Origin of the sequence: Sphingobium sp. V4 (assembly GCF_029590555.1) — a bacterium.
In the GTDB taxonomy this organism is placed as follows: domain Bacteria; phylum Pseudomonadota; class Alphaproteobacteria; order Sphingomonadales; family Sphingomonadaceae; genus Sphingobium.
This window is the reverse complement of record NZ_CP081001.1, coordinates 1,337,025-1,360,770: the sequence shown is the minus strand read 5'-3', so window position 1 is coordinate 1,360,770 and position 23,746 is coordinate 1,337,025. Positions and strand designations below refer to the sequence as shown.

21 protein-coding genes and 1 tRNA gene are annotated in these 23,746 nt (G+C 63.8%); 7 read left to right on the top strand and 15 right to left on the bottom strand.

What is annotated here, in order from left to right:
• Positions 1 to 3: 3 nt before the first annotated feature.
• From K3M67_RS06955 to K3M67_RS06945, 3 genes are all read right to left on the bottom strand, one after another.
• Complete coding sequence (locus K3M67_RS06955) at positions 4 to 2,352, bottom strand: sensor histidine kinase (RefSeq protein WP_066859447.1); 2,349 nt, start codon at positions 2,350 to 2,352, stop codon at positions 4 to 6.
• Between the two features lie 170 nt (positions 2,353 to 2,522).
• Positions 2,523 to 3,932 carry an adenosylhomocysteinase gene (gene ahcY / locus K3M67_RS06950; protein WP_066859448.1) on the bottom strand — a complete coding sequence of 470 codons (1,410 nt, stop codon included), beginning with the start codon at positions 3,930 to 3,932 and terminating at the stop codon, positions 2,523 to 2,525.
• 135 nt (positions 3,933 to 4,067) lie between these two features.
• Positions 4,068 to 4,628 (bottom strand): YqgE/AlgH family protein, encoded by a 561-nt coding sequence (locus K3M67_RS06945; RefSeq protein WP_066859449.1) that lies wholly within the window; start codon positions 4,626 to 4,628, stop codon positions 4,068 to 4,070.
• A 143-nt stretch (positions 4,629 to 4,771) separates the two neighbouring features.
• Between K3M67_RS06945 and K3M67_RS06940 the strand changes: the two genes are divergently transcribed.
• Positions 4,772 to 5,254: a peroxiredoxin gene (locus K3M67_RS06940; protein ID WP_066859450.1), complete on the top strand. Its 483-nt coding sequence runs from the start codon at positions 4,772 to 4,774 to the stop codon at positions 5,252 to 5,254.
• Positions 5,255 to 5,336: 82 nt separating this feature from the next.
• A complete protein-coding gene (locus K3M67_RS06935) occupies positions 5,337 to 6,791 on the top strand; it encodes an AMP nucleosidase (RefSeq protein WP_066859451.1) in 1,455 nt (484 codons plus the stop codon).
• Between the two features lie 10 nt (positions 6,792 to 6,801).
• Here K3M67_RS06935 and K3M67_RS06930 read toward each other — a convergent pair whose 3' ends face one another.
• The 7 genes from K3M67_RS06930 to K3M67_RS06900 form a co-directional block, all read right to left on the bottom strand.
• Positions 6,802 to 7,950, bottom strand: a complete 1,149-nt coding sequence (locus K3M67_RS06930) for a GGDEF domain-containing protein (RefSeq protein WP_066859452.1) — start codon at positions 7,948 to 7,950, stop codon at positions 6,802 to 6,804.
• Between the two features lie 31 nt (positions 7,951 to 7,981).
• Positions 7,982 to 9,790 (bottom strand): M2 family metallopeptidase, encoded by a 1,809-nt coding sequence (locus K3M67_RS06925; protein ID WP_285832752.1) that lies wholly within the window; start codon positions 9,788 to 9,790, stop codon positions 7,982 to 7,984.
• 53 nt (positions 9,791 to 9,843) lie between these two features.
• Positions 9,844 to 10,605, bottom strand: a complete 762-nt coding sequence (locus K3M67_RS06920) for an alpha/beta fold hydrolase (RefSeq protein ID WP_285832751.1) — start codon at positions 10,603 to 10,605, stop codon at positions 9,844 to 9,846.
• 44 nt (positions 10,606 to 10,649) lie between these two features.
• Positions 10,650 to 11,288, bottom strand: a complete 639-nt coding sequence (locus tag K3M67_RS06915) for a DUF2238 domain-containing protein (protein WP_285832750.1) — start codon at positions 11,286 to 11,288, stop codon at positions 10,650 to 10,652.
• 9 nt (positions 11,289 to 11,297) lie between these two features.
• Positions 11,298 to 12,323 (bottom strand): aspartate-semialdehyde dehydrogenase, encoded by a 1,026-nt coding sequence (locus tag K3M67_RS06910; RefSeq protein WP_066859456.1) that lies wholly within the window; start codon positions 12,321 to 12,323, stop codon positions 11,298 to 11,300.
• Positions 12,324 to 12,679: 356 nt separating this feature from the next.
• The gene (locus tag K3M67_RS06905) at positions 12,680 to 14,902 is read right to left on the bottom strand and encodes a S9 family peptidase (RefSeq protein WP_285832749.1); all 2,223 of its coding nucleotides are present in this window, start codon (positions 14,900 to 14,902) and stop codon (positions 12,680 to 12,682) included.
• Positions 14,903 to 15,019: 117 nt separating this feature from the next.
• Positions 15,020 to 15,094 (bottom strand) — tRNA-Val (locus K3M67_RS06900).
• 136 nt (positions 15,095 to 15,230) lie between these two features.
• On the opposite strand from K3M67_RS06900, the gene K3M67_RS06895 reads away from it, so the two are divergent.
• Positions 15,231 to 15,359, top strand: coding sequence for an entericidin A/B family lipoprotein (locus K3M67_RS06895; protein ID WP_066861483.1), 129 nt, complete (start codon positions 15,231 to 15,233; stop codon positions 15,357 to 15,359).
• 11 nt (positions 15,360 to 15,370) lie between these two features.
• On the opposite strand, the gene K3M67_RS06890 is transcribed toward K3M67_RS06895, so the two are convergent.
• Complete coding sequence (locus K3M67_RS06890) at positions 15,371 to 15,559, bottom strand: hypothetical protein (RefSeq protein WP_066861480.1); 189 nt, start codon at positions 15,557 to 15,559, stop codon at positions 15,371 to 15,373.
• 190 nt (positions 15,560 to 15,749) lie between these two features.
• On the opposite strand from K3M67_RS06890, the gene hslV reads away from it, so the two are divergent.
• Positions 15,750 to 16,304, top strand: a complete 555-nt coding sequence (hslV, locus tag K3M67_RS06885) for an ATP-dependent protease subunit HslV (protein WP_198162959.1) — start codon at positions 15,750 to 15,752, stop codon at positions 16,302 to 16,304.
• Positions 16,305 to 16,321: 17 nt separating this feature from the next.
• Complete coding sequence (hslU, locus tag K3M67_RS06880; protein ID WP_285832748.1) at positions 16,322 to 17,623, top strand: ATP-dependent protease ATPase subunit HslU; 1,302 nt, start codon at positions 16,322 to 16,324, stop codon at positions 17,621 to 17,623.
• Between the two features lie 148 nt (positions 17,624 to 17,771).
• Here the strand turns inward: hslU and proS are convergent, their stop codons facing one another.
• The 3 genes from proS to phaR form a co-directional block, all read right to left on the bottom strand.
• Complete coding sequence (gene proS, locus K3M67_RS06875) at positions 17,772 to 19,298, bottom strand: proline--tRNA ligase (RefSeq protein ID WP_285832747.1); 1,527 nt, start codon at positions 19,296 to 19,298, stop codon at positions 17,772 to 17,774.
• Positions 19,299 to 19,382: 84 nt separating this feature from the next.
• Positions 19,383 to 19,727 (bottom strand): hypothetical protein, encoded by a 345-nt coding sequence (locus tag K3M67_RS06870; RefSeq protein WP_066861469.1) that lies wholly within the window; start codon positions 19,725 to 19,727, stop codon positions 19,383 to 19,385.
• A gap of 18 nt (positions 19,728 to 19,745) precedes the next feature.
• Positions 19,746 to 20,321 carry a polyhydroxyalkanoate synthesis repressor PhaR gene (gene phaR, locus K3M67_RS06865; RefSeq protein WP_066861467.1) on the bottom strand — a complete coding sequence of 192 codons (576 nt, stop codon included), beginning with the start codon at positions 20,319 to 20,321 and terminating at the stop codon, positions 19,746 to 19,748.
• Here phaR and K3M67_RS06860 point away from each other — a divergent pair.
• Positions 20,320 to 21,408, top strand: coding sequence for a polyhydroxyalkanoate synthase family protein (locus K3M67_RS06860; RefSeq protein WP_285832746.1), 1,089 nt, complete (start codon positions 20,320 to 20,322; stop codon positions 21,406 to 21,408). The genes phaR and K3M67_RS06860 overlap by 2 nt on opposite strands.
• A 50-nt stretch (positions 21,409 to 21,458) precedes the next feature.
• Entirely contained in the window at positions 21,459 to 22,631 is a 1,173-nt protein-coding gene (locus K3M67_RS06855) for an acetyl-CoA C-acetyltransferase (RefSeq protein ID WP_285832745.1), read from the top strand.
• 50 nt (positions 22,632 to 22,681) lie between these two features.
• Here the strand turns inward: K3M67_RS06855 and alr are convergent, their stop codons facing one another.
• Entirely contained in the window at positions 22,682 to 23,728 is a 1,047-nt protein-coding gene (alr, locus tag K3M67_RS06850) for an alanine racemase (RefSeq protein ID WP_285832744.1), read from the bottom strand.
• Between the last annotated feature and the right edge of the window lie 18 nt (positions 23,729 to 23,746).

Sequence of the window (23,746 nt, the reverse complement as noted above, 5' to 3'; positions counted from 1 at the left end):
GTATCAGCCACGCGGCAGCTCGATCACGACCATGGTCCCCTTGCCCTTCTCCGATACGAGCTGGAGGGTGCCGCCATGGGCCTGGGCGAGTTGCCGGGCGAGTGGTAGGCCGATCCCCGCCTTGCTGCCGGCCCGCGCCTGCTCGGCCCGAGCGACCGGATCGAAGATCGCGCCCTGCTGGTCCGACGGGATGCCGGGACCATTGTCCGATATCACGATCCGAGCCTTGTCGATCCCGCCGTCGCCGTGGAGCAGGACGCGAGCGCCGCGGCTGCAATATTGCAGCGCATTTTCGAGGAGATGGTCGATGGCCTGACCGATCCGGCGGGCATCGCCCTGAACGCTGCCCAGCGAGGCTTCGATCTGCACAGCAAGGTCGATGCCCTTTGCCGATGCCTCGGCGCGCAGCCGGTCGGCGCTGGCCCTCGCGACGGTCGCGAGATCGACCGCGCTGCGATCGATCGGCAGCGTCCCCGCTTCCCCCTGGGTCAGGTCCAGAACATTGTCGATCAGCATCGACAAGCGCCCTGTGCTCTGAAGGATACCGTCGACATAGTCCCTGGCGGACTCGCTCAATTCCCCCGCATAGCCCGCACTCATCATCTCGGCGAAACCGGCGATGGTGGTGAGGGGCGTCCGCAATTCATAGCTCATGTTGGTCACGAAAGCGGTCTTGATCTTGTCCGCCTGCTCCAGCGCCTCGTTGCGATCACGCAGCACCTGTTCGACCCGGCGGCTGTCGGTCACGTCGAGCATGGTGAAGAGCGCGTTGCCGTCGGGCAGCGGGATGGCGGCGAATTCGAAGATACGTCCGTCCGCAAAACCAACATGGCCGACGCGCTGCTTGCGCTCCACCGTGGCGGCGCGGACCAGTTCGCGCACCAGGTTGGACTGCTGCGGTTTGGCGAGGCGCGACTGCACTTCGCGCATCAGGTCGTCGATGCGCGGATGCGTGGCCAGCATCTCCTCATTGGCGCCCCAGATGGTGCGGAACCGGCTGTTCCACATTTGCAGGCGTCCATCGGCGGAAAAGACGCCGATCGATTCGAACAGATTGTCGAAGGTCGCGGTACGGACCCGCAGCAGCGTGTCGCGCGCGCTCGACAGTTGCACCTGTTCGGTACGATCCTCGAAGATGAGCAGCAGCCCGCCGTCGGGCAGCGGCTGCGCATAGACGCGCAGATGCGTGCCGTCCTGCAACAACCAGTTTTCCTCGATCGGTTCGGGCGACAGGAACCAGTTGCGCCGCTCCGTCCGCCAGGCCGGGAAATCGCGATGCTCGGGCAACCGCCGCGCGTCGCGCATCTCGTCCAGAACACGCTCGAACAGCGGGGCGTCCGCTAGCGACTCCTGCCGCAGCCCGAAAAGGCTGATGAAGGGCTGGTTCCAGAAGCGCAGCGCCCGATCCGGGCCGAACCGCGCCACCCCCGCGGAAAGCCGGTCCAGCAGGTCGCGTTGCGCCGCTTCGAGGCGGCGATGCTCCACCCGCGCCTGTTCCAGTTCATGCTGGTCGACCGCATAGCCGGCGATGCCCGCTTCCCCCAGCGGAACGTCGACGACGCGCATCGTCCGGCGCTCGCCTTTGATGGTGGCGGGAACCATGCGTTCGACCAGTTCGTCCCGCGCCATGGCGTCGGCCGCTGCGGCTTCCGGCGGCACGCCGCCGACCGATTCGACCAGTTCCACGCCCTGCATGATGACGTCGCGGGCATCCACCCCATCGACTGCGCGGACATAGGCGCTGTTGACCAGGCTGAGTCGCAGGTCGGGTGTGCGGTGCCACATGGGGAAGGGCGCCGCTTCGACCAGTCCCGCGAGCGCCTCCAGCGCGTCGCGCAACTGCTCGACCTGCGTCGTCAGCCCCTGGATTTCCTTCTGGCTGTCGGTCGCGTCGAAAATCCACAGCACGACGCCGCCGCTTTCGGCCAGCCCCGGCCCGGCCGGCGCGCCGCGCACCAGCAACAGACGCGACGACCCTAATCCCCGCACCGGCAGCGCAAAGCTCTTGCCGGCGCGTTGCGCCGACGCGATTTCCTGCGCCAGCAGCGCCGCGTCATCCGGCTCCAGTCCGCCATCGGCCGCAGTCAGTTCCGACACGAAGGCGGGCACGCGCGGCTTGGCCAACCATTTTGCAAGTCGGTCGGCGGCTTCCAGCCGCCCATCGGGATGAATGATGATGGGCGCGGCCGGCGCCGACGCCAGCAGCACCGTCAACCGATCCAGCTTTCCTTGCGCCTGCGTGCCTTCGCGGCGCATCCGCTGGCCGCTGGTCAGCGCCCATAATGCCGCGCCGAGCCACACGGCCAGCACGACCCCCAATATGATGGCAGCGACGGGCGACAGCGTCGTCATTCGACCGCCCCCCTTTTCTGCTGAACCTGCCCGACCCTGTTCATAATCGGCACCGACCTATCGCATGTCGGGCGCAGCGGGAAGCGGGCGATCGAAAGATTTGCGTTCGCAACGGCGAAGCGCGAACAAAAAGGGGGAAGGCGTTGCAGCCTTCCCCCTTTTTTATCGTCTCAGTAGCGGTAATGATCCGGCTTGAACGGCCCTTCGACCGGCACTCCGATATAGTCAGCCTGCTTCTGGGTCAGGGTGCTGAGCTTCACGCCCAGCTTTTCCAGATGCAGCGCGGCGACCTTCTCGTCCAGATGCTTGGGCAGCACATAGACTTCATTCTTGTATTCGCCCGACTTGGTCCACAGTTCGATCTGGGCCAGCACCTGGTTGGTGAAGGACGAGGACATGACGAAGCTGGGATGGCCGGTGGCGCAGCCCAGATTGACCAGGCGCCCCTTGGCGAGAACGATGATCTTCTTGCCGTCGGCGAATTCGACTTCGTCGACCTGCGGCTTGATCTCGGTCCACTTCTGGTTGTTGAGCGCCGCGATCTGGATCTCGCTGTCGAAATGGCCGATATTGCAGACGATCGCCATATTCTTCATCTCGCGCATATGGTCGAGCGTGATGACGTCGGCATTGCCGGTGGCGGTGACGAAGATGTCGGCGCGCTTGGCAGCTTCTTCCATGGTCACGACTTCATAGCCTTCCATCGCGGCCTGGAGCGCGCAAATGGGATCGACTTCGGTCACGAGGACGCGGGCGCCGCCGTTGCGAAGCGAAGCGGCGCTGCCCTTGCCGACGTCGCCGAAACCGGCGACGCAGGCGACCTTGCCGGCCAGCATGACGTCAGTGGCGCGACGGATGGCGTCGACCAGCGATTCCTTGCAGCCGTAGAGATTGTCGAACTTCGACTTGGTGACGCTGTCGTTTACGTTGATCGCCGGGAAGGGAAGCTTGCCCTTCTTGGCAAGCTCATAGAGGCGGTGAACCCCGGTCGTCGTTTCTTCCGACACGCCCTTGATGGCCTTGACCGTCTCGGTCAGGTAGCCGGGACGCTCGGCCAGGAAGCGCTTGAGCGTCGCAACGAAGATTTCCTCTTCTTCGTTGGTCGGGGTGAAGAGTTCCTCCCCGGCTTCGACGCGGGCGCCCCAAAGCGCAAACATGGTGGCGTCGCCGCCATCGTCCAGGATCATGTTGCAGGTCGTATCACCCCAGTCGAAGATGCGGATGACATAGTCCCAATATTCTTCCAGCGTCTCGCCCTTGACGGCGAAGACCGGGATGCCGCGCGCGGCGATGGCGGCGGCGGCATGGTCCTGGGTCGAGAAGATGTTGCACGAGGCCCAGCGGATTTCCGCGCCCAGGTCGGCCAGCGTCTCGATAAGGACAGCGGTCTGGATGGTCATGTGCAGCGAACCGGTGATGCGGGCGCCCTTGAGCGGCTGTGCAGCGCCGAATTCGGCGCGCAGGGCCATCAGGCCGGGCATTTCGGTTTCGGCGATCTCGATCTCCTTACGGCCGAAGCCGGCCAGGCCGATGTCGGCGATCACATAATCCTGCGCCAAGGTGGCGGGTGCAGTGGCCACGAGCGTGTCTCCGTTGGTCTAGAATGTGTCCACGCCGACGGCTCAATCCGACGACGATATGGACCGGTCATTACCAAGGGGCCGATGCCAAGGCAACTCAATATAAAGTTTTCTTTATGTACCTCCTAAGAGGGATCAGGCCGATCCGGCGCCACTCACAAGATGGGACGAATCGATACCCGCGGCGGCAAAGATCGCAGACCATCGGCGGCGGGTCGGCGTGTCGAACAGCAGATCCCCGTCGCCGGGCGCGAGAAACCAGCTTTCGCCGGTCATTTCCTGTTCCAGTTGGCCGGCGCCCCATCCCGCATAGCCCAATGCGACCAGATAGCGCCGAGGGCCGCGCCCTTCCGCTATCGCCTTCAGGATGTCCAGCGACCCGGACAGCCCCCAGAAGTCGCTGACCTGAACCATGTCCTGCCCACCCCAGTCGAGCGAGTGCAGCACGAAGCCCCGGCGGGGCTCCACCGGGCCACCACGCAGCACCGGAACATCGGGCACCGCACTGCCGTCTATGTCGAAACTGTCGAGCAGGTCGCGCAACCGCACCCCCTCCATTTCCTCGCCCACGGCAATGCCAAGGGCGCCTTGCGCATCATGCACACACAGGGCGATCACCGAATGATCGAACCGCATGTCCTGCATACCGGGAAGGGCGAGCAGGAAATGCCCACCAAAGAAGCGCGCATCGTTCATGGGTCGAATATAACCCACCGCAGTCGCTTGCCAAGGACGAGTGATCGCAGCAACGGGGCATTGCGACATATTCCGTCCCATGCCTTGACAGTCGACGCTCCAGGCACGACCTCCGCGGCGCGTTACAGGCCAGGAGACATACCATGACCATATCCAAGGGCGACCGCCTTCCCAGCACGACCTTTACCAAGATGACAGAAAACGGCCCGGAGGCCGTCCCGTCCGAAGATTATTTCGCCGGCAAGACCGTCGCCATCTTTTCCGTCCCCGGCGCCTTCACCCCGACCTGCTCGGCCAAGCACCTGCCCGGCTACATCGAGAAGGCCGAGGCGCTCAAAGCCAAGGGTGTCGACGAGATCGCCTGCACCGCTGTAAACGACGCGTTCGTCATGGGTGCCTGGGGCAAGTCGGCAGGCGCCGACGGCAAGGTGACGATGCTCGCGGACGGCAATGCCGATTTCGCGCAGGCCGTCGGCCTCACCATGGACGGCAGCAAGTTCGGCCTGGGGACGCGCGGCCAGCGCTTTTCCATGATCGTCAAGGACGGGATCGTCGCCGAAATCAATGTAGAAGCGCCTGGCGATTTCAAGGTGTCGTCGGCCGATCATATGCTGGAACAGCTCTGATCAGTTGCGCGCCGGGCGGTTGCCCGGCGCGCATTCCTTTCAATGTCTTCCTTCTGTCGTGCAAAGGCGATAACAGGAGGCGATGACACAAAGCATCGGCAGCGCAACGGTCGCGCAACTCGACCGCATCTATCAGACATCCATCGAAAATCTGCGTGAGGCGATGCGCGCCTATGCCCGCGATGGCAGCATCCCCCCGGCGCACGCACGCACGGATCGGCGCTTTTGTTATCCGGAACTGCGGATCACCCATCATAGCGACAGCGACGCACCGCCCCCCGGCCGTTCCTTTGCCCGCCTGTCCAAGCCGGGCCGCTATGCGACCACGGTGACCAGGCCGGCCATGTTCGCCGACTATCTGGCCGAGCAGATCGACCTGCTGGTCCGCGATTATGGCGTGGAAGTCGAAGCCGGGCTGAGCGACCAGCAGATCCCCTTCCCCTATGTGCTTGACGGGCTCGACATAAGCGCGCTGGACGGCACGCCGCCGACTGAACTGGCGCGCTATTTCCCGGCGACCGAACTGGCGGAGATCGGCGACGAGATCGCCGATGGCCTGTTCATGCCCGATGCCGGCGGCGACCGCCCTCTCGCGCTGTTCGACGGATTGCGCACCGACTTCTCGCTGGCGCGGCTCAAACATTATACCGGCACGCCGGCGGAGCATGTACAACGCTACATTCTGTTCACCAACTATCACCGCTACGTCGATGAGTTCGTGACCTGGGCCTGTGGCGAGTTGCAGCGCGAGGGGAGCCGGTTCACGGCCCTTTCGGGCGCGGGCGGCGTCTATGTCACCCCCGAAACGGCGGACCCTGCCGGCATGATCGCCGACAGCGCATGGCGCAAGCACCAGATGCCGGCCTATCACCTGATCGCCCCCGATCGCAGCGGCATCACCCTGGTGAATATCGGCGTCGGCCCGGCCAACGCCAAGACGATCTGCGATCACCTGGCGGTCGTGCGTCCCGAAGCCTGGCTGATGATCGGCCATTGCGGCGGCCTGCGTCCGAGCCAGCGGATCGGCGACTATGTCCTCGCCCACGCCTATCTGCGCGACGACAAGGTGCTGGACGATATGCTGCCCCCGGAAATTCCGGTGCCCGCAATCGCGGAAGTCCAGGTTGCGATGGAAACGGCGGCCGAGGCCATATTGGGCGGCAATGATCCGGAGGACTTCAAGCGCCGCCTGCGCACAGGGACCGTCGTCACCACCGACGACCGCAACTGGGAATTGCGCTATTCCAGTTCCGCGCTGCGGTTCAGCCTGTCGCGCGCGGTCGGCATCGACATGGAATCGGCGACGATCGCGGCCCAGGGCTATCGCTTCCGCGTGCCCTACGGCACCTTGCTCTGCGTGTCGGACAAGCCGATCCATGGCGAACTCAAGCTGCCCGGCCAGGCCAACCGCTTTTACGAGGAAGCGATCGCGGGCCACCTGCGGGTCGGCCTGATGACCTGCGAACTGCTGCGACAAGAGGGTGCGAAGCTGCACAGCCGCAAGCTGCGAGCGTTCAACGAGCCGCCATTTCGATGAGAGGGTCGGATCAGGCCGCGCTGCGCGCGATGCTGACCCGGTTCTTCCCGTCCTTCTTCGCCGCATAAAGCGCCTCGTCGGCGCGCGCGACCATGTCCTCCAGTTGCATGTCGCCGGTCGCCAACTCGGCAACGCCGAAGCTGGCGCGCAGGCGCATATCCGGAACGCGCGGAAGTGACAGGTGACTGACTTCCGCGCGCACCCGCTCCATGACGTCGGCAGCCGCGCGGGCGTCCGAATCCTGTAGTAGAAGGCCGAATTCGTCCCCGCCCATCCGACCGACTATGTCGCCACGGCGCACGGCCAGGGTCAGGAGTTGGGCAAAACCCTGCAACGCCTGGTCGCCGGCGATATGTCCGTGGCTGTCGTTCAGCGCCTTGAACCCGTCGAGATCGCACACGACCAGCGCCAGCGGCCGTCCATGGCGCCGGGCCTGCGCGATAGCCCGTTCGGCCGCTTCATCCAGGCCGCGGCGGTTGAGAACCTGCGTCAGGGGATCATGCCGCATCTGCCGCCGCAACTGCTGGGCGAGATCGCCCGCGACGACGAGGACCGCGGCAACGCCGGTCCCGACGTAGATGGACGGCATGAAGAGGCTCAGAATGGCGCGATATAATTGCTTGCCGTCTTCAGGGCCACGAATCATCGAGGCCGAAGCGGCCAGCGCTATCTGGACAAGGGCGAATGCGACCAGCAGCACGAAGAAGGCAAGTTCGGGCGAGGTAAAGCGCCTGTCCCTGGGCCAGAGCGACGCGGCGCTGATCGCCATCAGCACGCCCACATAGGCGGGCGTGATCATGCCCTGCATCACCTGGCTGCCGATCGGTGAAATGGCGATGGCCGTGGCGACGATCGCCAGCAACGCCGGAATGGCGAAAAGCCGGATCGACACCAGTCGCCCGGACCTTTGCCGGATGCCGATCGCCAGCAGCGTCGCGCTCGTCACCAAGCCGATGCCGGCAATCACGAACAGCGGACGATTCTGAAGGAAATAGCCCCCCGCATTGGCCAGCCATTGCAGCACCGCGACCGCATAGGAGGCCGTCCAAGTCAGGACATGCTTCTGGCGACCAAAATGCAGCCAGGCCACCGCCATGGCGATCGCCATGACGATGCTGGTGCCGAAAAGGAGAGAAAGGATGACGGCTGACACGCTCATGCGTCAGCCGTTTACCAAGATATACTCGGACTTACCAGCCGCAAGACTTGCCTTTATTCTGTTCGATCAACCACTTCTGGAGTGGCGCGAAGTAATTGACGAGCGCCTTGCCCGACATCTCACGGCTTCCGGTGAACGCCTCCAGCGCATCGGGCCAGGGTTTCGATGCTCCCATCTCCAGCATCGCGTTCAGCTTCGCCCCCACCTTCTTGTCACCGTAGAAGGAGCAGCGATGCAGCGGCCCCTTCCAGCCGGCCTGTCGACACGCGGCGGCATAGAATTGGAACTGGAGCACACGCGCGAGGAAGTAGCGCGTATAGGGCGTATTACCGGGGATATGATATTTGCCCCCGGCGTCGAATTTCGTCTCATCGCGGGACACCGGCGGGACGATGCCCTGATATTGGAGCCGCAGGTCGGTCCAGGCCTTTTCATACTGACTTTCCGGGATCGACCCATCAAACACGCCCCAGCGCCATTTGTCGATCAGGAGGCCGAAGGGCAGGAACGCCACCTTGTCCATTGCCTGGCGGAGCAGCAGGCCCAGATCCTTGTCCGTTCCCGGCACCTTTACCGGATCGAGCAGCCCGATCTTCACCAGATAGTCGGGGGTGATGGATAGCGCCACGAAATCGCCGATCGCCTCATGAAAGCCATCATTGGCACCGTCCAGATACAGCGGCTTCTGGACCTGATAGGCGCGCTGGTAATAATTGTGGCCCAGCTCGTGATGGATCGTTACGAAATCGTCGCCATTCACCTTCGTGCACATCTTGATGCGGATGTCGTTCTTGTTGTCCAGATCCCAGGCGGACGCATGGCAGACCACTTCGCGGTCCTGAGGCTTCACGATCTGCGACCGTTCCCAGAAGCTCTGCGGCAGCGGATCGAAGCCGAGCGAGCTATAGAAGCCCTCGCCCGCCTTCACCATCCTGACCGGATCATAGGCCTTGGTCTTGAGCAGGTCGGTGACGTCATAGCCCAGGTCACCCGCGCCCGCAGGCGCGACGATATCGTAGATATTGCCCCATTCCTGCGCCCACATATTGCCCAGCAGGTCGGCGCGGATCGGGCCGGCTTTCGGCTGCACGGCATCGCCATATTTCTCGTTGAGCTTGGTACGGGTATAGCAGTGAAGTTCGTCATAGAGCGGCTTGACCTCCGCCCAGATCTTGTCGGTCAGCCGAGCAAAATCATCGGCCGGCATGTCATATTTGGACCGCCACATCGCGCCTGTATCGGCAAAGCCCAGTTCCTTCGCCCCGGCATTGGCGATGCCGACCAGCCTCGCATAATCCTGCCGCATCGGCGCGCCGACATTATCATGCCAGCTGACCCACATTTCCTTCAGCTCTTCGGGGTTGCGATTCTCCCCCATCTGTTCTTCGATGTCGCTGCCGTTGATCGGCTGCCCCTTCAGCGTTCCCTTGCCCTTGCCGTAGGCGGACTGGAGCCTGGTCGCGAGATCGTTGAGCTGCTCGGCCGCTCCGGGCGTCGTCGGTGCGGGTAGGGTCAGTGCGGTACGCAGCAATGTCAGGCGGCGCTTCGTCTCCTCCGACAGGCCGGGCGCGGCAGCATATTTCGCCGCGTCCAGCGCATAATCGACCCGCATCTTCGTGTCGATCGCGCCGAAATAGGATGCGATCGCGTCGGTGTCGTCGGTGATGTAGGTCGCATTGATCCACTGCGCGCGACCGCTGATGATGGACTGGTCGAACAGGCTCTTCTCCGCCTTGGCGAGGAAGGCTTCGGCGTCGGCCGCCGTCGGCGCCTGCTGCGCCGCCGCCGGCGAAGCAACGAGGGCGGCCGCAAGAGCGGCCAGCGAGAGTGCGATTTTCATGGGGTTCCCCTGATCTGTTTATGCGGGGAAGCTGACTTGGTCAGGCGATACAGTCAAGCTGTCAGGAAATCGACCATAGCCTGCCCCAGTTCCTTGCGCGTGACCGCATTCATATGGTTGCCAGGAATTTCGACATAGCGACCATTGGGCAAAGTTTCAGCCAGTTCCTGCGCAATGCCATTGTCCTGATCGTCGGCGCCGCAAATTATTTCGGTTGGCTGCTGGAAGCGAGCGATCACATCTTCGGGCGTATCGACGAAGGTGTTGAGGATGTTGAGCATCGCCACCGGATCGCCCTTGGTGGTCTTGAGGAACGCTTCGGTCATCCACTCCGACGTGCCCCGCTCGAACGTGCCCAGGTTGGTCAGCACATTCTTGTAATAGCCGCCCTTGTCCAGCGTCCTGACAAGGCCGCGCAGCCCCATCCCGGCCAGGATCACGCGGCGCGGCGTTGCCCCCCGCGCCAGCATCCGCACCGTCGTCCGCGCGCCAAGGGAATAGCCGCCCAGATCATAGTCGGTCAGATCCATCTGTTCCACCAGCGCCAGATTGTCGTCGGTCAGCGCATCGGGCGGATAGGCGGCGGCGTCATGCGGCTTGGCGCTTTCACCATGACCGCGCAGGTCCGGCAGGATCAGGCGAAAGCCTGCCTCCACCAACCGGGCGGCATGGCCGTATCGAATCCAGTTGGTCCAGGCATTGGAGAAATAGCCATGGATCAGAACGAGATCGCGGCCCTTGCCCACGACATGCACCGCGATCGGCAGCCCATCCCGGCCTTTGATGTCATGGCGTTGGATCGGCAGGTCGGTCATCGGCGCATTTCCTTGTCGGACAGGGTCGGCTTGCCGATATGGCGTCATTCCCGGCGGCGCAAGAGCGCGATGAGCGCGACCGCGCTGCCGACCTGTGCGGCCGCCATATCCTTCTGCGCGTCCCACACATCGCCCTGCTGGCCATTATAATAGTCCGCCGTCTCGCCGGCGGCGACGATGGTCAGCAACCATTCGAATATCTCATAGGCCGCGCTGCCCAGGCCGATGGCAGCGAAGGCGAAGGCCAGGCTCCAGCATCGCGACAACCCGCCATGCCGCCACGCGCTTTCTGCGACCGGCAAGGTCAGCAACGCACCGAAAGCAAGATGAACCAGTCGATCATAGCCGTTGCGGGTCATGCCGAAGAGGCTGGATAGATCCTGCCCGCTCACCGCCCGCGCCCATTCGTCATAGGGCACATAGCTGTAGATCCAGCGCGCGCCGACAGTGTGAAGCAGCAGGAACAGCCAGATGCAGGCAAAGGCGGTGGTGGAGAGCGGCCAGCGCCGCAGCAGCCATGGCGCGGCCAAAATCAGCCCGACCGTCGGGCCATGCTGGAGCGGCGCGAGATCGGGATAGGGCTGTGCGAGATTGGCGAGGCCGATCGCGGCCAGCAGCAACAGGATCATCCGGCGCTGCGCGATCGGAAGAGCCTTCCAAATCGCGACAGCACCAGAGGTCATCGGGGCGACTTAACCCTTCTTGAGATGACGGCGGCCCAGCAGTTCGGCAATCTGCACCGCATTCAGCGCCGCGCCCTTGCGGAGATTGTCGCTGACGCACCAGAGCGACAGGCCGTTATCGACCGTCGAATCCTCCCGCACGCGGCTGATAAAGGTCGCATAGTCGCCGACGCATTCGACCGGGGTGACGTAACCGCCATCCTCGCGCTTGTCGACGAGCATCACGCCCGGCGCTTCGCGGAGAATGTCCTGAGCTTCCTTGGCCGAAATCTCGTTCTCGAACTCGATGTTCAGCGCTTCGGAGTGACCGACGAACACCGGCACGCGCACGCAGGTCGCCGTGACCTTGACCTTCGGATCGAGGATCTTCTTGGTCTCCGCGACCATCTTCCATTCTTCCTTGGTCGAACCATCATCCAGGAAAACGTCGATATGCGGGATCACGTTGAAGGCGATCTGCTTGGTGAACTTCTTGGGTTCGGCCGGGTCGCCGACGAAGATGTTGCGCGACTGTTCGAACAGTTCGTCCATGCCCGCCTTGCCCGCGCCGGACACCGACTGGTAGGTCGCGACGACGACGCGCTTGATCTTCGCCGCGTCATGAAGCGGCTTCAGGGCAACGACCATCTGCGCGGTCGAGCAGTTCGGGTTCGCGATGATGTTTTTCTTCGTATAGCCGTCGATCGCGTCCGGGTTAACTTCGGGCACGATCAGCGGCACGTCCGGGTCCATGCGATAGAGCGACGAATTGTCGATCACGACGCAGCCGGCCGCAGCAGCCTTGGGCGCATATTCGGCGGTCGGGCCGGAGCCGGCGGCGAACAGGGCGATGTCCCAGCCGGTGAAGTCGAAATGCTCGATATTCTTGCATTTGAGCGTCTTGCCGGTGTCACCGAAATCGACGTCGGTGCCGTGCGACCGGGGCGATGCGACCGCCGCGATCTCGTCAATAGGGAACTCGCGCTCAGCGAGAATGGTCAGCATCTCGCGGCCCACATTACCGGTGGCACCAACGACGACGACCTTGTAACCCATGACTAAAGTCTCCACTCCAATGCAATATTGCGGAGTGCGGGCCATAGCGATACTGCGGCGTTTGTCCAGAAAGAAGGGCTTGCCGGCCCGATAGCGCGCAGATTACCGCTCAAGCCCCGACCAACCCTTCCCCCCCTCCTCACACCACCGGATCTTCAGTTGATGCAGTCAATGCCGCTGCCACCCCTGCCCCAGCGTTGATTACATCCTCGCCCTCCGCGAGATTTGGCTATTCCCGGTTTCATGTGACGCCGGCAGCGCTGGACAACAAGGGCTGGCGCAAATGGGCGATGCCGGTCCGGCGCAAGGACCGCTATCGCCGGGCGATCTTCCACGCCTGGCGATAGCCCTACCCGTCAGTCTGCGTCCGGCCCGCCGGCATGGGCAGCCAGAAATCGCCCGATCGTGCGCCACAGATGGACGCTGATGCCCGGCCCGCCGACGCGGTGGGTCTGGCCGGGATAGGCCATCATCTCGAACGGCACCGCCGCGCCCTGCATCTTCGCCATCAGTGCGGTGGCATTGTCGAACACGACATTATCGTCGGACATGCCATGGATCAGCAACAGCGGATCGGTGATCTTCGCGGCCTCATCGATCGCACCCGACGCCGGATAAGCGCTCGGCCTGTCCTGCGGCCGGCCCAGATAGCGCTCTGTATAATGGGTGTCGTAGAGTTGCCACTTGGTCACCGGCGCACCTGCCACCGCCGCCGCGAAGACGCCCGGCGCCTTTTCCAGCAGCTTGAGCGACATATAGCCCCCATAGGACCAGCCATAGGTAGCGATCCGCTTCGGATCGACATAGGGCTGGTCCTTCAGCCATTCGACACCCTTCAACTGGTCCTCGACCTCGACCGTGCCCATGGCGCGGTAGAGATGATCCTCGAACGCCTTGCCGCGATCGGGCGTGCCGCGATTGTCGATGGCAAAGACGATCCAGCCCCGGTCGACCAGATATTGGTTGAGCGCGCCGGACCATGTGTTCGTGACCTGACGCCCGCCGCCGGGACCGCCATAATGGATCATGAACACGGGATAGCGTTTGCCCGGCTCGATCGGCGGGGTCATGATCTTCGTATAAAGCGTCGTCCCATCCGCCGCCTTCACCGTTCCGAATGTCGTCTTCACATGGCCGGCGACATAGGGGGCATAGGGATGGCTGCCCGTCAGCGCATTTTCGGACAGCCATTGCAACCGCTTGCCGCCACTGTCGGCCAGGTAGACCTGCTTGGGCTGGTCGCTATTCTGGCGCGTCACCACCGCCCGGCTGGCCGCCCCGTCCATGACGGCGTCGTTCCACCAGCCCTTGGCAGTCAGCGCACGCGCAGGACCAGGCTTGCCAAGTGACGTCACATAGAGTTGCTGTTCCAGCGGCGTTTCGCGATTGCCGGTGAAATAGACCAGCCCCTTGGCCTCGTCCACGCCGACCACGTCGCGGACCTCCCAGTCGCCGCCGGTCAGCGCCGTCCATTTGGCGTCCCTGACGCGATAAATATGGCCATGACCGCTCTTTTCCGACCACCAGAGAAAGCTGCCATCATTCAGCGGGCGGAAGTTGTTGGACAGGTTGATCCAGTTCTTCGCCGTCTCGGTCAGTACCACCTTCGCCTTGCCGGTCGCGGGATCGACAGCGAGCAGGTCGAGCCGCTTCTGGTCCCGGCTCTCGCGCTGGACATAGAGCGTCCGCCCATCCTTCGACCAGTTCACGCGGGCAAGATAGATGTCCGTATCGCTGCCCAGATCGACCTTTACCTGCGCCGATCCGTCCGGTTTCAGCACATAGAGATCGACGACGGCGTTGGGCGTGCCGGCCGCGGGGTAGCGCTGCTGATAGACCTTCGTCCCCTCCCCGCCGATCGCGGTGCGGGTGACGATGCCGACCGGGCCTTCATCGACCCGCGCCACCGCGATGCGACTGTCGTCGGGCGACCACCAATATCCGGTGCGCCGGTCCATTTCCTCCTGCGCGACGAACTCTGCAACGCCCCAGTTTACGGTCTCGCTCGCGCCCTGCGTTACCTGCCGTTCGGCGCCATCGATCGGCTGGACAAAGAGATTGCCGCCGCGCACGAAGGACACGAACCCGCCCTTCGGGCTGACCACGCCGTTCAGTTCGCCGTCCGGCGTGTCGGTCAGCCGTTTGACATTCCCGTCCAGCCCGGCAAGATAGAGATCGCCGTCCACCGGCACCAAAACGCTCTTGCCGTCCGGCGACCAGTCATAGCTGGTGATGCCGGTGCTGCCCGCGACGGAACGATCACGCTCGCGTTGCATCTTCTCCGCTTCGGAAAGTTCGGCGCCCGTCCCGGTCTTCTTCGAATCGACCAGCATCCGCTCGGCGCCGATCCTGCTGTCGATCGCCCACAGGTCGAGCCGTTCCTTCTCCTCGGCGCGGGGCTTGAGCAGGGTCACCAGCGATCCGTCGGGCGACAGCTTCAGCGCGCGCGGCTGGGGGCCTGCAAGATCGGGGCTGGCAAAGACGCGCTCCAGCGTCAGCCTTTCCTGTGCATGGACGGGAATGACGGGGATCAGCAGCAGCGCGCCGAGAGCAGCGCTACCTTTCAGATAGGGGGGCATATTCGTCCTTTCAGGCCGGCGCGCGGACACGCCGCTTCATGGCAAGAAGGCTTAGCGCGACGCGAATAAAAAGATCAATGCCGGGAAATAATCTATCCTGCCATGACCGCCGGGCCATGGTGGGCGCGACAGGGATTGAACCTGTGACCCCACCCGTGTGAAGGGTGTGCTCTACCGCTGAGCTACGCGCCCCCTGTAAGGAGGAGGCGGCCTTTGGCATCGGCCGCGCGCCCTGTCAACACTGTCCATCGATTCGATGCAAAATGCTTTCCCGACCGTCGGATCGCCGACTATAGAGAGGCATTCGAAATTCAGGAGTTCAGCCTCTATGCGTCAAGCCCTTATTCTCGTGATCGGCGGCCTGCTGCTTACGACCCTTTCCGCCTGCAATACAGTGCAGGGGGTGGGTCGGGATATCGAATCGGTGGGTCGTGCCGGAAAGGACGCCATGCACTGAAGAAGAAAACGCTATTGCAGGATGCGGCCGATCGCGGTCGCATTCTTGCGCAGACGGACTCCGTCACAATCGGGTTCGCCGCACTCGCACGCTTCGATCGTGTAACGCACACCGCACATGACCAGAATATCCTGATCGAACGAATAATTGGAAATACCCGCGCGTTCGACCTTTTCCTGTGCTCTGGCCTTGAGAGACATGGATACTCCTTCTGCTCGGTAATCATTCGTTGTGCGATGCACAATGTCAATTGACGCAGATTTGTTCCTGAACATTTTGTAAGAATATTGTCGCGCAAATGACACGTTCCGGCGTGAACAAAAGCCCGACTTGCACGGCGCGATGCCGCGTCCCATATGCCGCGCCATGAATGACCAACGCAGCTCGGCCATGCCTGTCTGGCATGGCACCACCATCATGTCCGTCCGCAAGAATGGGAAGGTCGTCGTCGCCGGCGATGGCCAGGTCTCCATGGGCCAGACGGTGATGAAGCCCAACGCCCGGAAAGTCCGCCGCCTGCATGACGGCTCCGTCATCGGCGGCTTTGCCGGCGCTACCGCCGATGCCTTCACCCTGTTCGAACGGCTGGAGGCCAAGCTGGACCGCCATAATGGACAGTTGATGCGCGCTGCGGTGGAGCTGGCCAAGGACTGGCGGACCGACAAATATCTGCGCAATCTGGAAGCGATGATGATCGTCGCGGACAAGGACGTGACCCTGATCCTTACCGGCAATGGCGATGTGCTGGAACCGCTGGCCCACCCGAACGGCACTGTCGCCGCAATCGGTTCGGGCGGCAATTTCGCGCTCGCCGCCGCCCGCGCGCTGGTGGAATATGAGGAAAACGCGGAAACCCTCGCCCGCAAGGCGATGGCCGTCGCGGCCGACATCTGCGTCTACACCAACGACCAGCTCACCATCGAAACGCTCGACAGCGTTTCCTGAGATTTCAAGAAGAGATCATGAACGACAACCTGACCCCCAAAGCCATCGTCGCCGCGCTCGACGCACATATCATCGGCCAGCAGGATGCCAAGCGCGCGGTCGCCGTGGCGCTGCGCAACCGCTGGCGCAGGCAGCACCTGTCCGCCGAACTGCGTGACGAGGTGACGCCCAAGAACATCCTGATGATCGGGCCGACCGGCTGCGGCAAGACGGAAATCAGCCGCCGCCTCGCCAAGCTTGCCGATGCGCCGTTCGTAAAGGTCGAGGCGACCAAGTTCACCGAGGTCGGCTATGTCGGCCGCGATGTCGAGCAGATCGTGCGCGACCTGGTCGAGGAAGCCGTGCGTCTGGAGAAGGATCGCCGCCGTGAAGCCGTGCGCGAAGCGGCGTCCGAAGCCGCCATGGCCCGCCTGCTCGACGCCCTGACCGGCAAGGAAGCGAGCGAGGCGACCCGCCTCTCCTTCCGCCAGAAGATCGAGAACGACCAGATGAACGAGGTCGAGGTCGAGGTGGAAGTCGCCGACAGCCCCTCCATGCCGATGGAGATTCCCGGCATGGGCGGCCAGGTCGGGATGATCAACCTCAGCGACATGATGTCCAAGGCGTTCGGCCAGGTGCAGAAGAAGCGCCGCAAGATGCGCGTCGCCGACGCCTGGGACAAGCTGGTCGAGGAAGAACAGGACAAGCGGCTGGACCAGGATGATGTCGCCCGCACCGCCATCACCAGCGCCGAGCAGAATGGCATCGTCTTCCTCGACGAGATCGACAAGATCGCGGTCAGCGACGTGCGCGGCGGCTCCGTCAGCCGCGAAGGCGTGCAGCGCGACCTGCTGCCGCTGATCGAGGGCACCACCGTCTCCACCAAATATGGCCCGCTCAAGACCGACCATATCCTGTTCATCGCGTCGGGCGCCTTCCATGTTGCCAAGCCCAGCGACCTGCTGCCCGAATTGCAGGGCCGCCTGCCGATCCGAGTCGAATTGAAAGCGCTGACCGAAGAGGATTTCGTTGCGATTCTCTCCGACACCAAGGCCAGCCTGGTAGCGCAATATCGGGCGTTGCTGGCGACCGAGGAAGTGACGATCGATCTCACGCCCGAGGGCATCCGCGCCGTCGCAAAGATCGCCGCCGAAGTGAACAGCGAGGTCGAGAATATCGGCGCCCGCCGCCTCCAGACGGTCATGGAAAAGCTGCTGGAGGATGTGAGCTTCGAAGCGGAGGATCGCCGCGGCGAAACGCTGGTGATCGACCGCGCCTATGTGGAAAAGCAACTGAACCAGATCGCGCATGACACGGATCTGAGCAAATATGTGCTGTAGCGTCTGTTTCCCCTCCCGCCTGCGGGAGGGGACTAGGGGATGGGCCTGCGTAAACTCGCAAATGCCCACATCCTGACGCGACTAATCTGGCCGTCGGCTTATCAAGTCTCGCTGCCACTCCCGCCTTCGGGAAGGGCGATTTACCGGGTCAGTAACTCCGCCCGACCAGCACCCGCTCCACCGCCTTTCCGCCGGTGAAGATGCACGCACCATCCGCGGCCTCCGCATCGCTCGGCACGTTGCGAAGGGTCAGCTTCTCGCCCTTGAGCCACTGCACCACCTTCTCCAGTGCTTCGCCGGTCGGCTTTGACCATTGCACCAGCGCCCAGCCGGGCTTCTTGCTGGCGTTGAAATAGGCTTTCAGTGCCTCGATGTCCGTGATCGACCTGTCGATATTGCCATCCAGCCGCGCCTTGGCGTCGGCGAACAAGGACGCCTGAATATCCTCCAGCATCGCCGTTGCCCCTGCGACGAAATCAGCTTTGGCGACGATCCGGCTGTCGAGCTTGCCGTCTTCGCGATAGAGTCGGTCGCGGCGGATGACCGAGACATTGCTGCCGGCGACATCGCGCCCGCCGACCTCGATCACGATCGGCGCGCCCTTCTTGACCCATCCCCAGCGCTTGTTCGCCGCCTTGGCCGGACGCCTGTCGAGCAGCGCACGCACCGGCTCGCGAAACAGGTCCAGCCCGTTGAGCTGGTCGACCAGATCGGTGCAATAATCGATGATCGCGGCGTCCTCTTCCGTATCGCGCAGCATGGGCACGACGACGATCTGCCAGGGAGCGACGCGCGGCGGTACGCGCAGCCCGTCATCGTCGCCATGGACCATGATGAGGCCGCCGATCATCCGGGTCGACACGCCCCAGCTGGTGGTCTGCGCCAGTTCCTGTTGGCCTTCGGCATTCTGAAACCGGATATTCTGGGCCTGGCTGAACGTCGTGCCCAGGAAGTGCGAGGTGCCGGCCTGGAGCGCCTTGCCGTCCTGCATCATAGCCTCGATCGAATAGGTCGCGACCGCGCCGGGGAAGCGTTCATTCTCCGGCTTCTCGCCCGCGACGACGGGCAGCGCGATGCACTCCTCGGCGAAGCTGCGATAGACTTCGAGCATTTTCAATGTCTCGTCCATCGCCTCGTCCACCGTGGCGTGGGCGGTATGGCCTTCCTGCCAGAGAAATTCGGCGGTGCGCAGGAACATGCGGGTCCGCATTTCCCAGCGCACGACATTGGCCCACTGGTTGATGAGGACGGGCAGATCGCGCCAGCTCTGCACCCAGCGACTGAAGGCCGCGCCGATCACGGTCTCCGACGTGGGGCGCACGACCAGCGGCTCCTCAAGCTTCGCGCTAGGATCGGGGACCAGCTTGCCGTCCTGCTGGATCAGCCGGTGATGGGTGACGACCGCCATTTCCTTGGCAAAACCATCCACATGCTCCGCCTCCTTCTCGAAATAGCTCAGCGGAATGAACAGCGGGAAATAGCAATTTTCGTGGCCGGTCGCCTTAATCCTCTCATCCAGCAGCTTCTGGATACGTTCCCAGATGCCATAGCCCCAGGGCCGGATGACCATGCAGCCGCGCACTCCGCTTTCCTCGGCCATGTCGGCCTCCGAAATGACGGCCTGATACCAGGCGGCGAAATCCTGCTCGCGGGTGACATTAAGGGCGTGCTTCACGGGGTGCGGACCTTGGCTAGTCGGGAAAGAAGAATGGCGGGCCATAGGCCATACGCGCCATGCCTGTCGACCCCCGAGGCGCGGTCAGTCTGTGGTGGCACCCATCCGCTGCAACCATGCGCCCGCCTGCCTCGGTTCGCCGACGGCATCAGCGGCCGCAGGGCCGCGGGCCGCCATGAAGTCCCGGTGCAGATCGAATGGTTCCAACCCCAGTGTATCGCGCATCGCGTCGATCTCGGTCGCCAGTTCGGTCAGCGCCGCGATCACCGGCGCGGTGCGGGCGATCGCGGCCTTGTCCTTCTGATGGGCAAACAGACCCCAGCGCCCGGCCGCCGTCACGTGCAAGGCTGCGATCAGGGAGGCTCGATATTCGCTCTCCAGTTCGGCCCGCCGCATATCGAGCCGTTCAAGCCTGTCCGCCTTCGCCATGCCGGTGTCGATCCGCTTTCAGCTCAGCTTGTCGATCTTCGCGTTCAGCGCAGCCAGTTGAGCCTTGAGATCCTTGATCTCGTCGTCCTTGCTGCCTTCCGATGTCGGCGCGGCCGGGGGCGTCATACCGGGTATCACCGGCACGCCGCTGCCGAAGGCGCTGGCCGCGGCCTCGAACATCTGCATGTTGCGCTTGGCGATTTCGGCGAGCGGACCGCCACCGAATGCGCCCTTCATCGCTTCCTGGAACTGCTGCTGGTTCTTGCGGAAGGCGTCCATCGACGCTTCCAGATATTGCGGCACCATCGATTGCATCGAATCGCCATACATGGCGATCAGCTGGCGCAGGAAGTTGACCGGCAGCATATTCTTGCCGCGCTGTTCCTCTTCCATGATGATCTGGGTCAGCACATTATGCGTGATGTCCTCGCCGGTCTTGGCGTCGACAACGACGAACTCGCGCCCCTCGCGGGTCATCTGCGACAGCAGATCGAGCGTGATATAGCTGGAGGTTTCGGTATTATAGAGCCGCCTGTTGGCGTACTTCTTGATGACGACCGGCTCAGATTCATTGACGGTCTTGGATTTGGTCATGGATTCCTCTCCCACACCTGCACATATCGCATTAGCACAAGGTGATACCGCACCGCAACATGGGCCGCGCCCTTTACCCCTTTTTCTCAACATTTTATGGCGCGAAACGGAGGGTGATCCCGACCTTCGGCGCCGGGCGTTCCGGGGGCTGCGCAAATATCAGGAGGCTCAGCGTCCCGCCCCCGCGCCGCAGCCTTGGCACCTCGCCAGCGCCGGACCGGCGCGACTGCTGCGATATGGCGCGGAAAACGGCCGTTTCCCAATCGTATTCATTCCGTCCCTGATCAATCCGCCGCAGGTACTGGATCTGTCCGAAAGCCGGTCTTTGCTGCGCCGCATGGCCGCAGCAGGCCATGATGCCTATCTCGTCGATTGGGGCAACCCGACGGCGAGAGACGCTATGCTCGGGCTTGACGGCCATGTGACGCAACGGCTGTTGCCGATGCTGGGCGCACTGCCGCGTCCGCCCATTTTGGTCGGCTATTGCCTCGGCGGGTGCCTCGCGCTCGGCGCCGCGGCGATGCAGCGCTTTCCCGCCCTGGTGACCATCGCCGCCCCCTGGCGGTTCGATGGCTTTCCGGCGCGCGACCTGGATCTGATCGGCGGGCTGTGGCGTGGAGCAAAGGACATGTGTGAGCGGATCGGTTCCGTGCCGATGGAGGTGCTGCAATCCGGCTTCTGGGCGATGGACCCGACCCGTACCATCCGCAAATTTGCGGCTTTCGCCGACGCGGAACCGGGATCGGATGCCGAGCGCGCTTTCCTGGCGGTCGAGGATTGGGCCAATGGTGGCGCGCCGCTGACCTTCGCTGCGGGACGCGACCTGTTCGAGGGGTTCTACGCCGGTAATGCGAGCGGTTCGGGACGCTGGCTGATCGATGGCCGCATGGTCGATCCCGCCGCGCTCGACTGTCCCAGCCTTTCCATCGTATCGACCAACGACCGCATCGTCCCCGCCGAGGCCGGCCCCGCGCTGCGCGAACAGCGCAGTCTCTCGCTCGGCCATGTCGGCATGGTGGTGGGAGGGCGCGCGCGCGAAATGCTGTGGAATCCGCTCTCCCTTTGGCTTTCCAGCCATGGCGGTTGATGCTATGTGCAGCCGCGAAAAAATATTCATCACCAACGAGGATCAAGGCTTTGTCAGACATCGTCATCACCGCCGCCAAGCGTACGCCTGTCGGCAGCTTCCTGGGGGCTTTCGCTTCGACCCCGGCGCATGAACTCGGTCGTCAGGCGATCCTCGCCGCACTTGCTCAGGCCGGCGTCGCGCCGGACGAAGTGGATGAAGTGATCCTCGGGCAGGTTCTGTCCGCAGGACAGGGGCAGAACCCCGCGCGCCAGGCCGCCGTCAACGCCGGCATCCCGGTCGAGCGCACGGCAATCGGCCTCAACCAGCTTTGCGGCTCGGGCCTGCGCGCCGTCGCACTCGCGGCCCAGGCGATCCGCGCCGGCGACGCCAGCATCATGGTGGCCGGGGGCCAGGAAAGCATGTCGCTGGCCCCGCACGCCCAGTTGCTTCGCGCCGGCGCGAAGATGGGGCCGGTGACGTTGGTCGACACCATGATCCATGACGGCCTGACTGATGCCTTCAACAACTATCATATGGGCATCACCGCCGAAAATCTGGCGGAAAAATACCAGATCAGCCGCGATGCTCAGGACGCCTTCGCCGTCGCCAGCCAGAACAAGGCGGAGGCGGCCCGCGCCGCCGGCCGCTTCGCCGACGAGATCGTGCCGATCACGATCAAGGGCCGCAAGGGCGACATGATCGTCGAACATGACGAATATATTCGCGCCGGTGCGACGATCGAGGCGATGCAGGCGCTGCGCCCCGCCTTCAAGAAGGACGGCACCGTCACCGCGGGCAACGCCAGCGGCATCAACGATGGCGCCGCCGCGCTGGTGCTGATGACAGCCGACGCTGCCGCCAAGCGCGGCGCGACGATCCTGGGGCGCATCGCGGGCTTCGCCACTTGCGGCGTCGATCCGTCGATCATGGGCATCGGCCCGGCTCCGGCCAGCCGCAAGGCGCTGGAGAAGGCGGGCTGGAGCGTGGCCGACCTCGACCTGATCGAAGCGAACGAAGCGTTCGCCGCGCAGGCCCTGTCAGTCGGCCAGGAACTGGGCTGGGATCCGGAAAAGGTCAACGTCAATGGCGGCGCGATCGCCATCGGTCATCCGATCGGCGCTTCAGGCGCGCGCGTGCTGACCACCTTGTTGTATGAAATGGCGAAGCGCGACGCGAAGAAGGGCCTTGCGACCCTCTGCATCGGCGGCGGCATGGGCGTTGCCATGTGCATCGAGCGCTGAGGCTGCAAGGCTGACGAAAAGGCCGCCGATCGAGAGATCGGCGGCCTTTTTCATTCCCATACCCGGTCGAAGCGCGCACCCAGCCCCGTCAGCAACTCATATTGCGACAGGCCCGATACCGCCGCCGCGTCCGGCAGCGCATAGTCGATCGTCATCCAGTCGCCCTCCGCCACATCGGGCCTCGCGCTGACATCGACCGCGATCAGATCCATCGACACCCGACCCAGCAGCGGCATGCGCTCGCCCTCGTGACGGGCCGCGCCTTTGCCGGAAAAGCCACGCAGATAGCCGTCGGCATAGCCCAGGTTCAGGATCGCGACCTCATGGTCACGATCGGCGGTGAAGATGGCATTATAGCCGATACTGTCCCCGGCGATCAGGCGGCGGCGTTGCAGCACTTGCGCCTGCGGCTGCACCACGGCGCGGATATGCCCTGCCGCCTGGTCTCGCGGGATGCCGCCATAAAGCGCCAGCCCCGGCCGGGTCAGGTCGAAATGATAATCGCGCCCCAGGCAAATGCCCGCGCTGTTGGCAAGGCTGTAGCGTTGCGCCGCCACGGCATTCCTGATTCCGACGAACCGCTGCCGCTGGGTGGCATTGAGCGCGACATCCTCGTCCGCCGAAGCGAGATGGCTGAGCAACGTCGCGATTTCCAATCCCCCGGTCGCCGCCGCGAGATCGCCCCGCCAATCGAGCCCCAGCCGGTTCATGCCGGTATCGACCATCAGGTCGCACGCGCCGCCCCCGGCCGCGCGCCAGCGGGCCGCCTGCAAGGGCGTGCAGAGTATCGGCCGCGCCCGCGAACCCAGCGCCTGGCGCATATCCTCTTCCCGCACGCCGTGGAGGACGGAAAGGCCGACGCCCTCCTCCAGCAAGGGTTCGACCGCTGCCGCCTCGCCCCAGTTGGACACGAAGAAATCGCGACAGCCCGCGCGCAGCAGCCGCCGCATGACCCCGACCGCGCCCAGCCCATAGCCGTCGGCCTTGATCGCCGCGCCACAGGCCGCATCGCCGCTCGCGCCCGCAAGCCAGCGCCAGTTGGAGACAAGCGCGTCGCCATCCAGGCGCAGGCGCAGCGGAGCGATATAGCCGTGCATCCCGCTGCCGATAGCGTC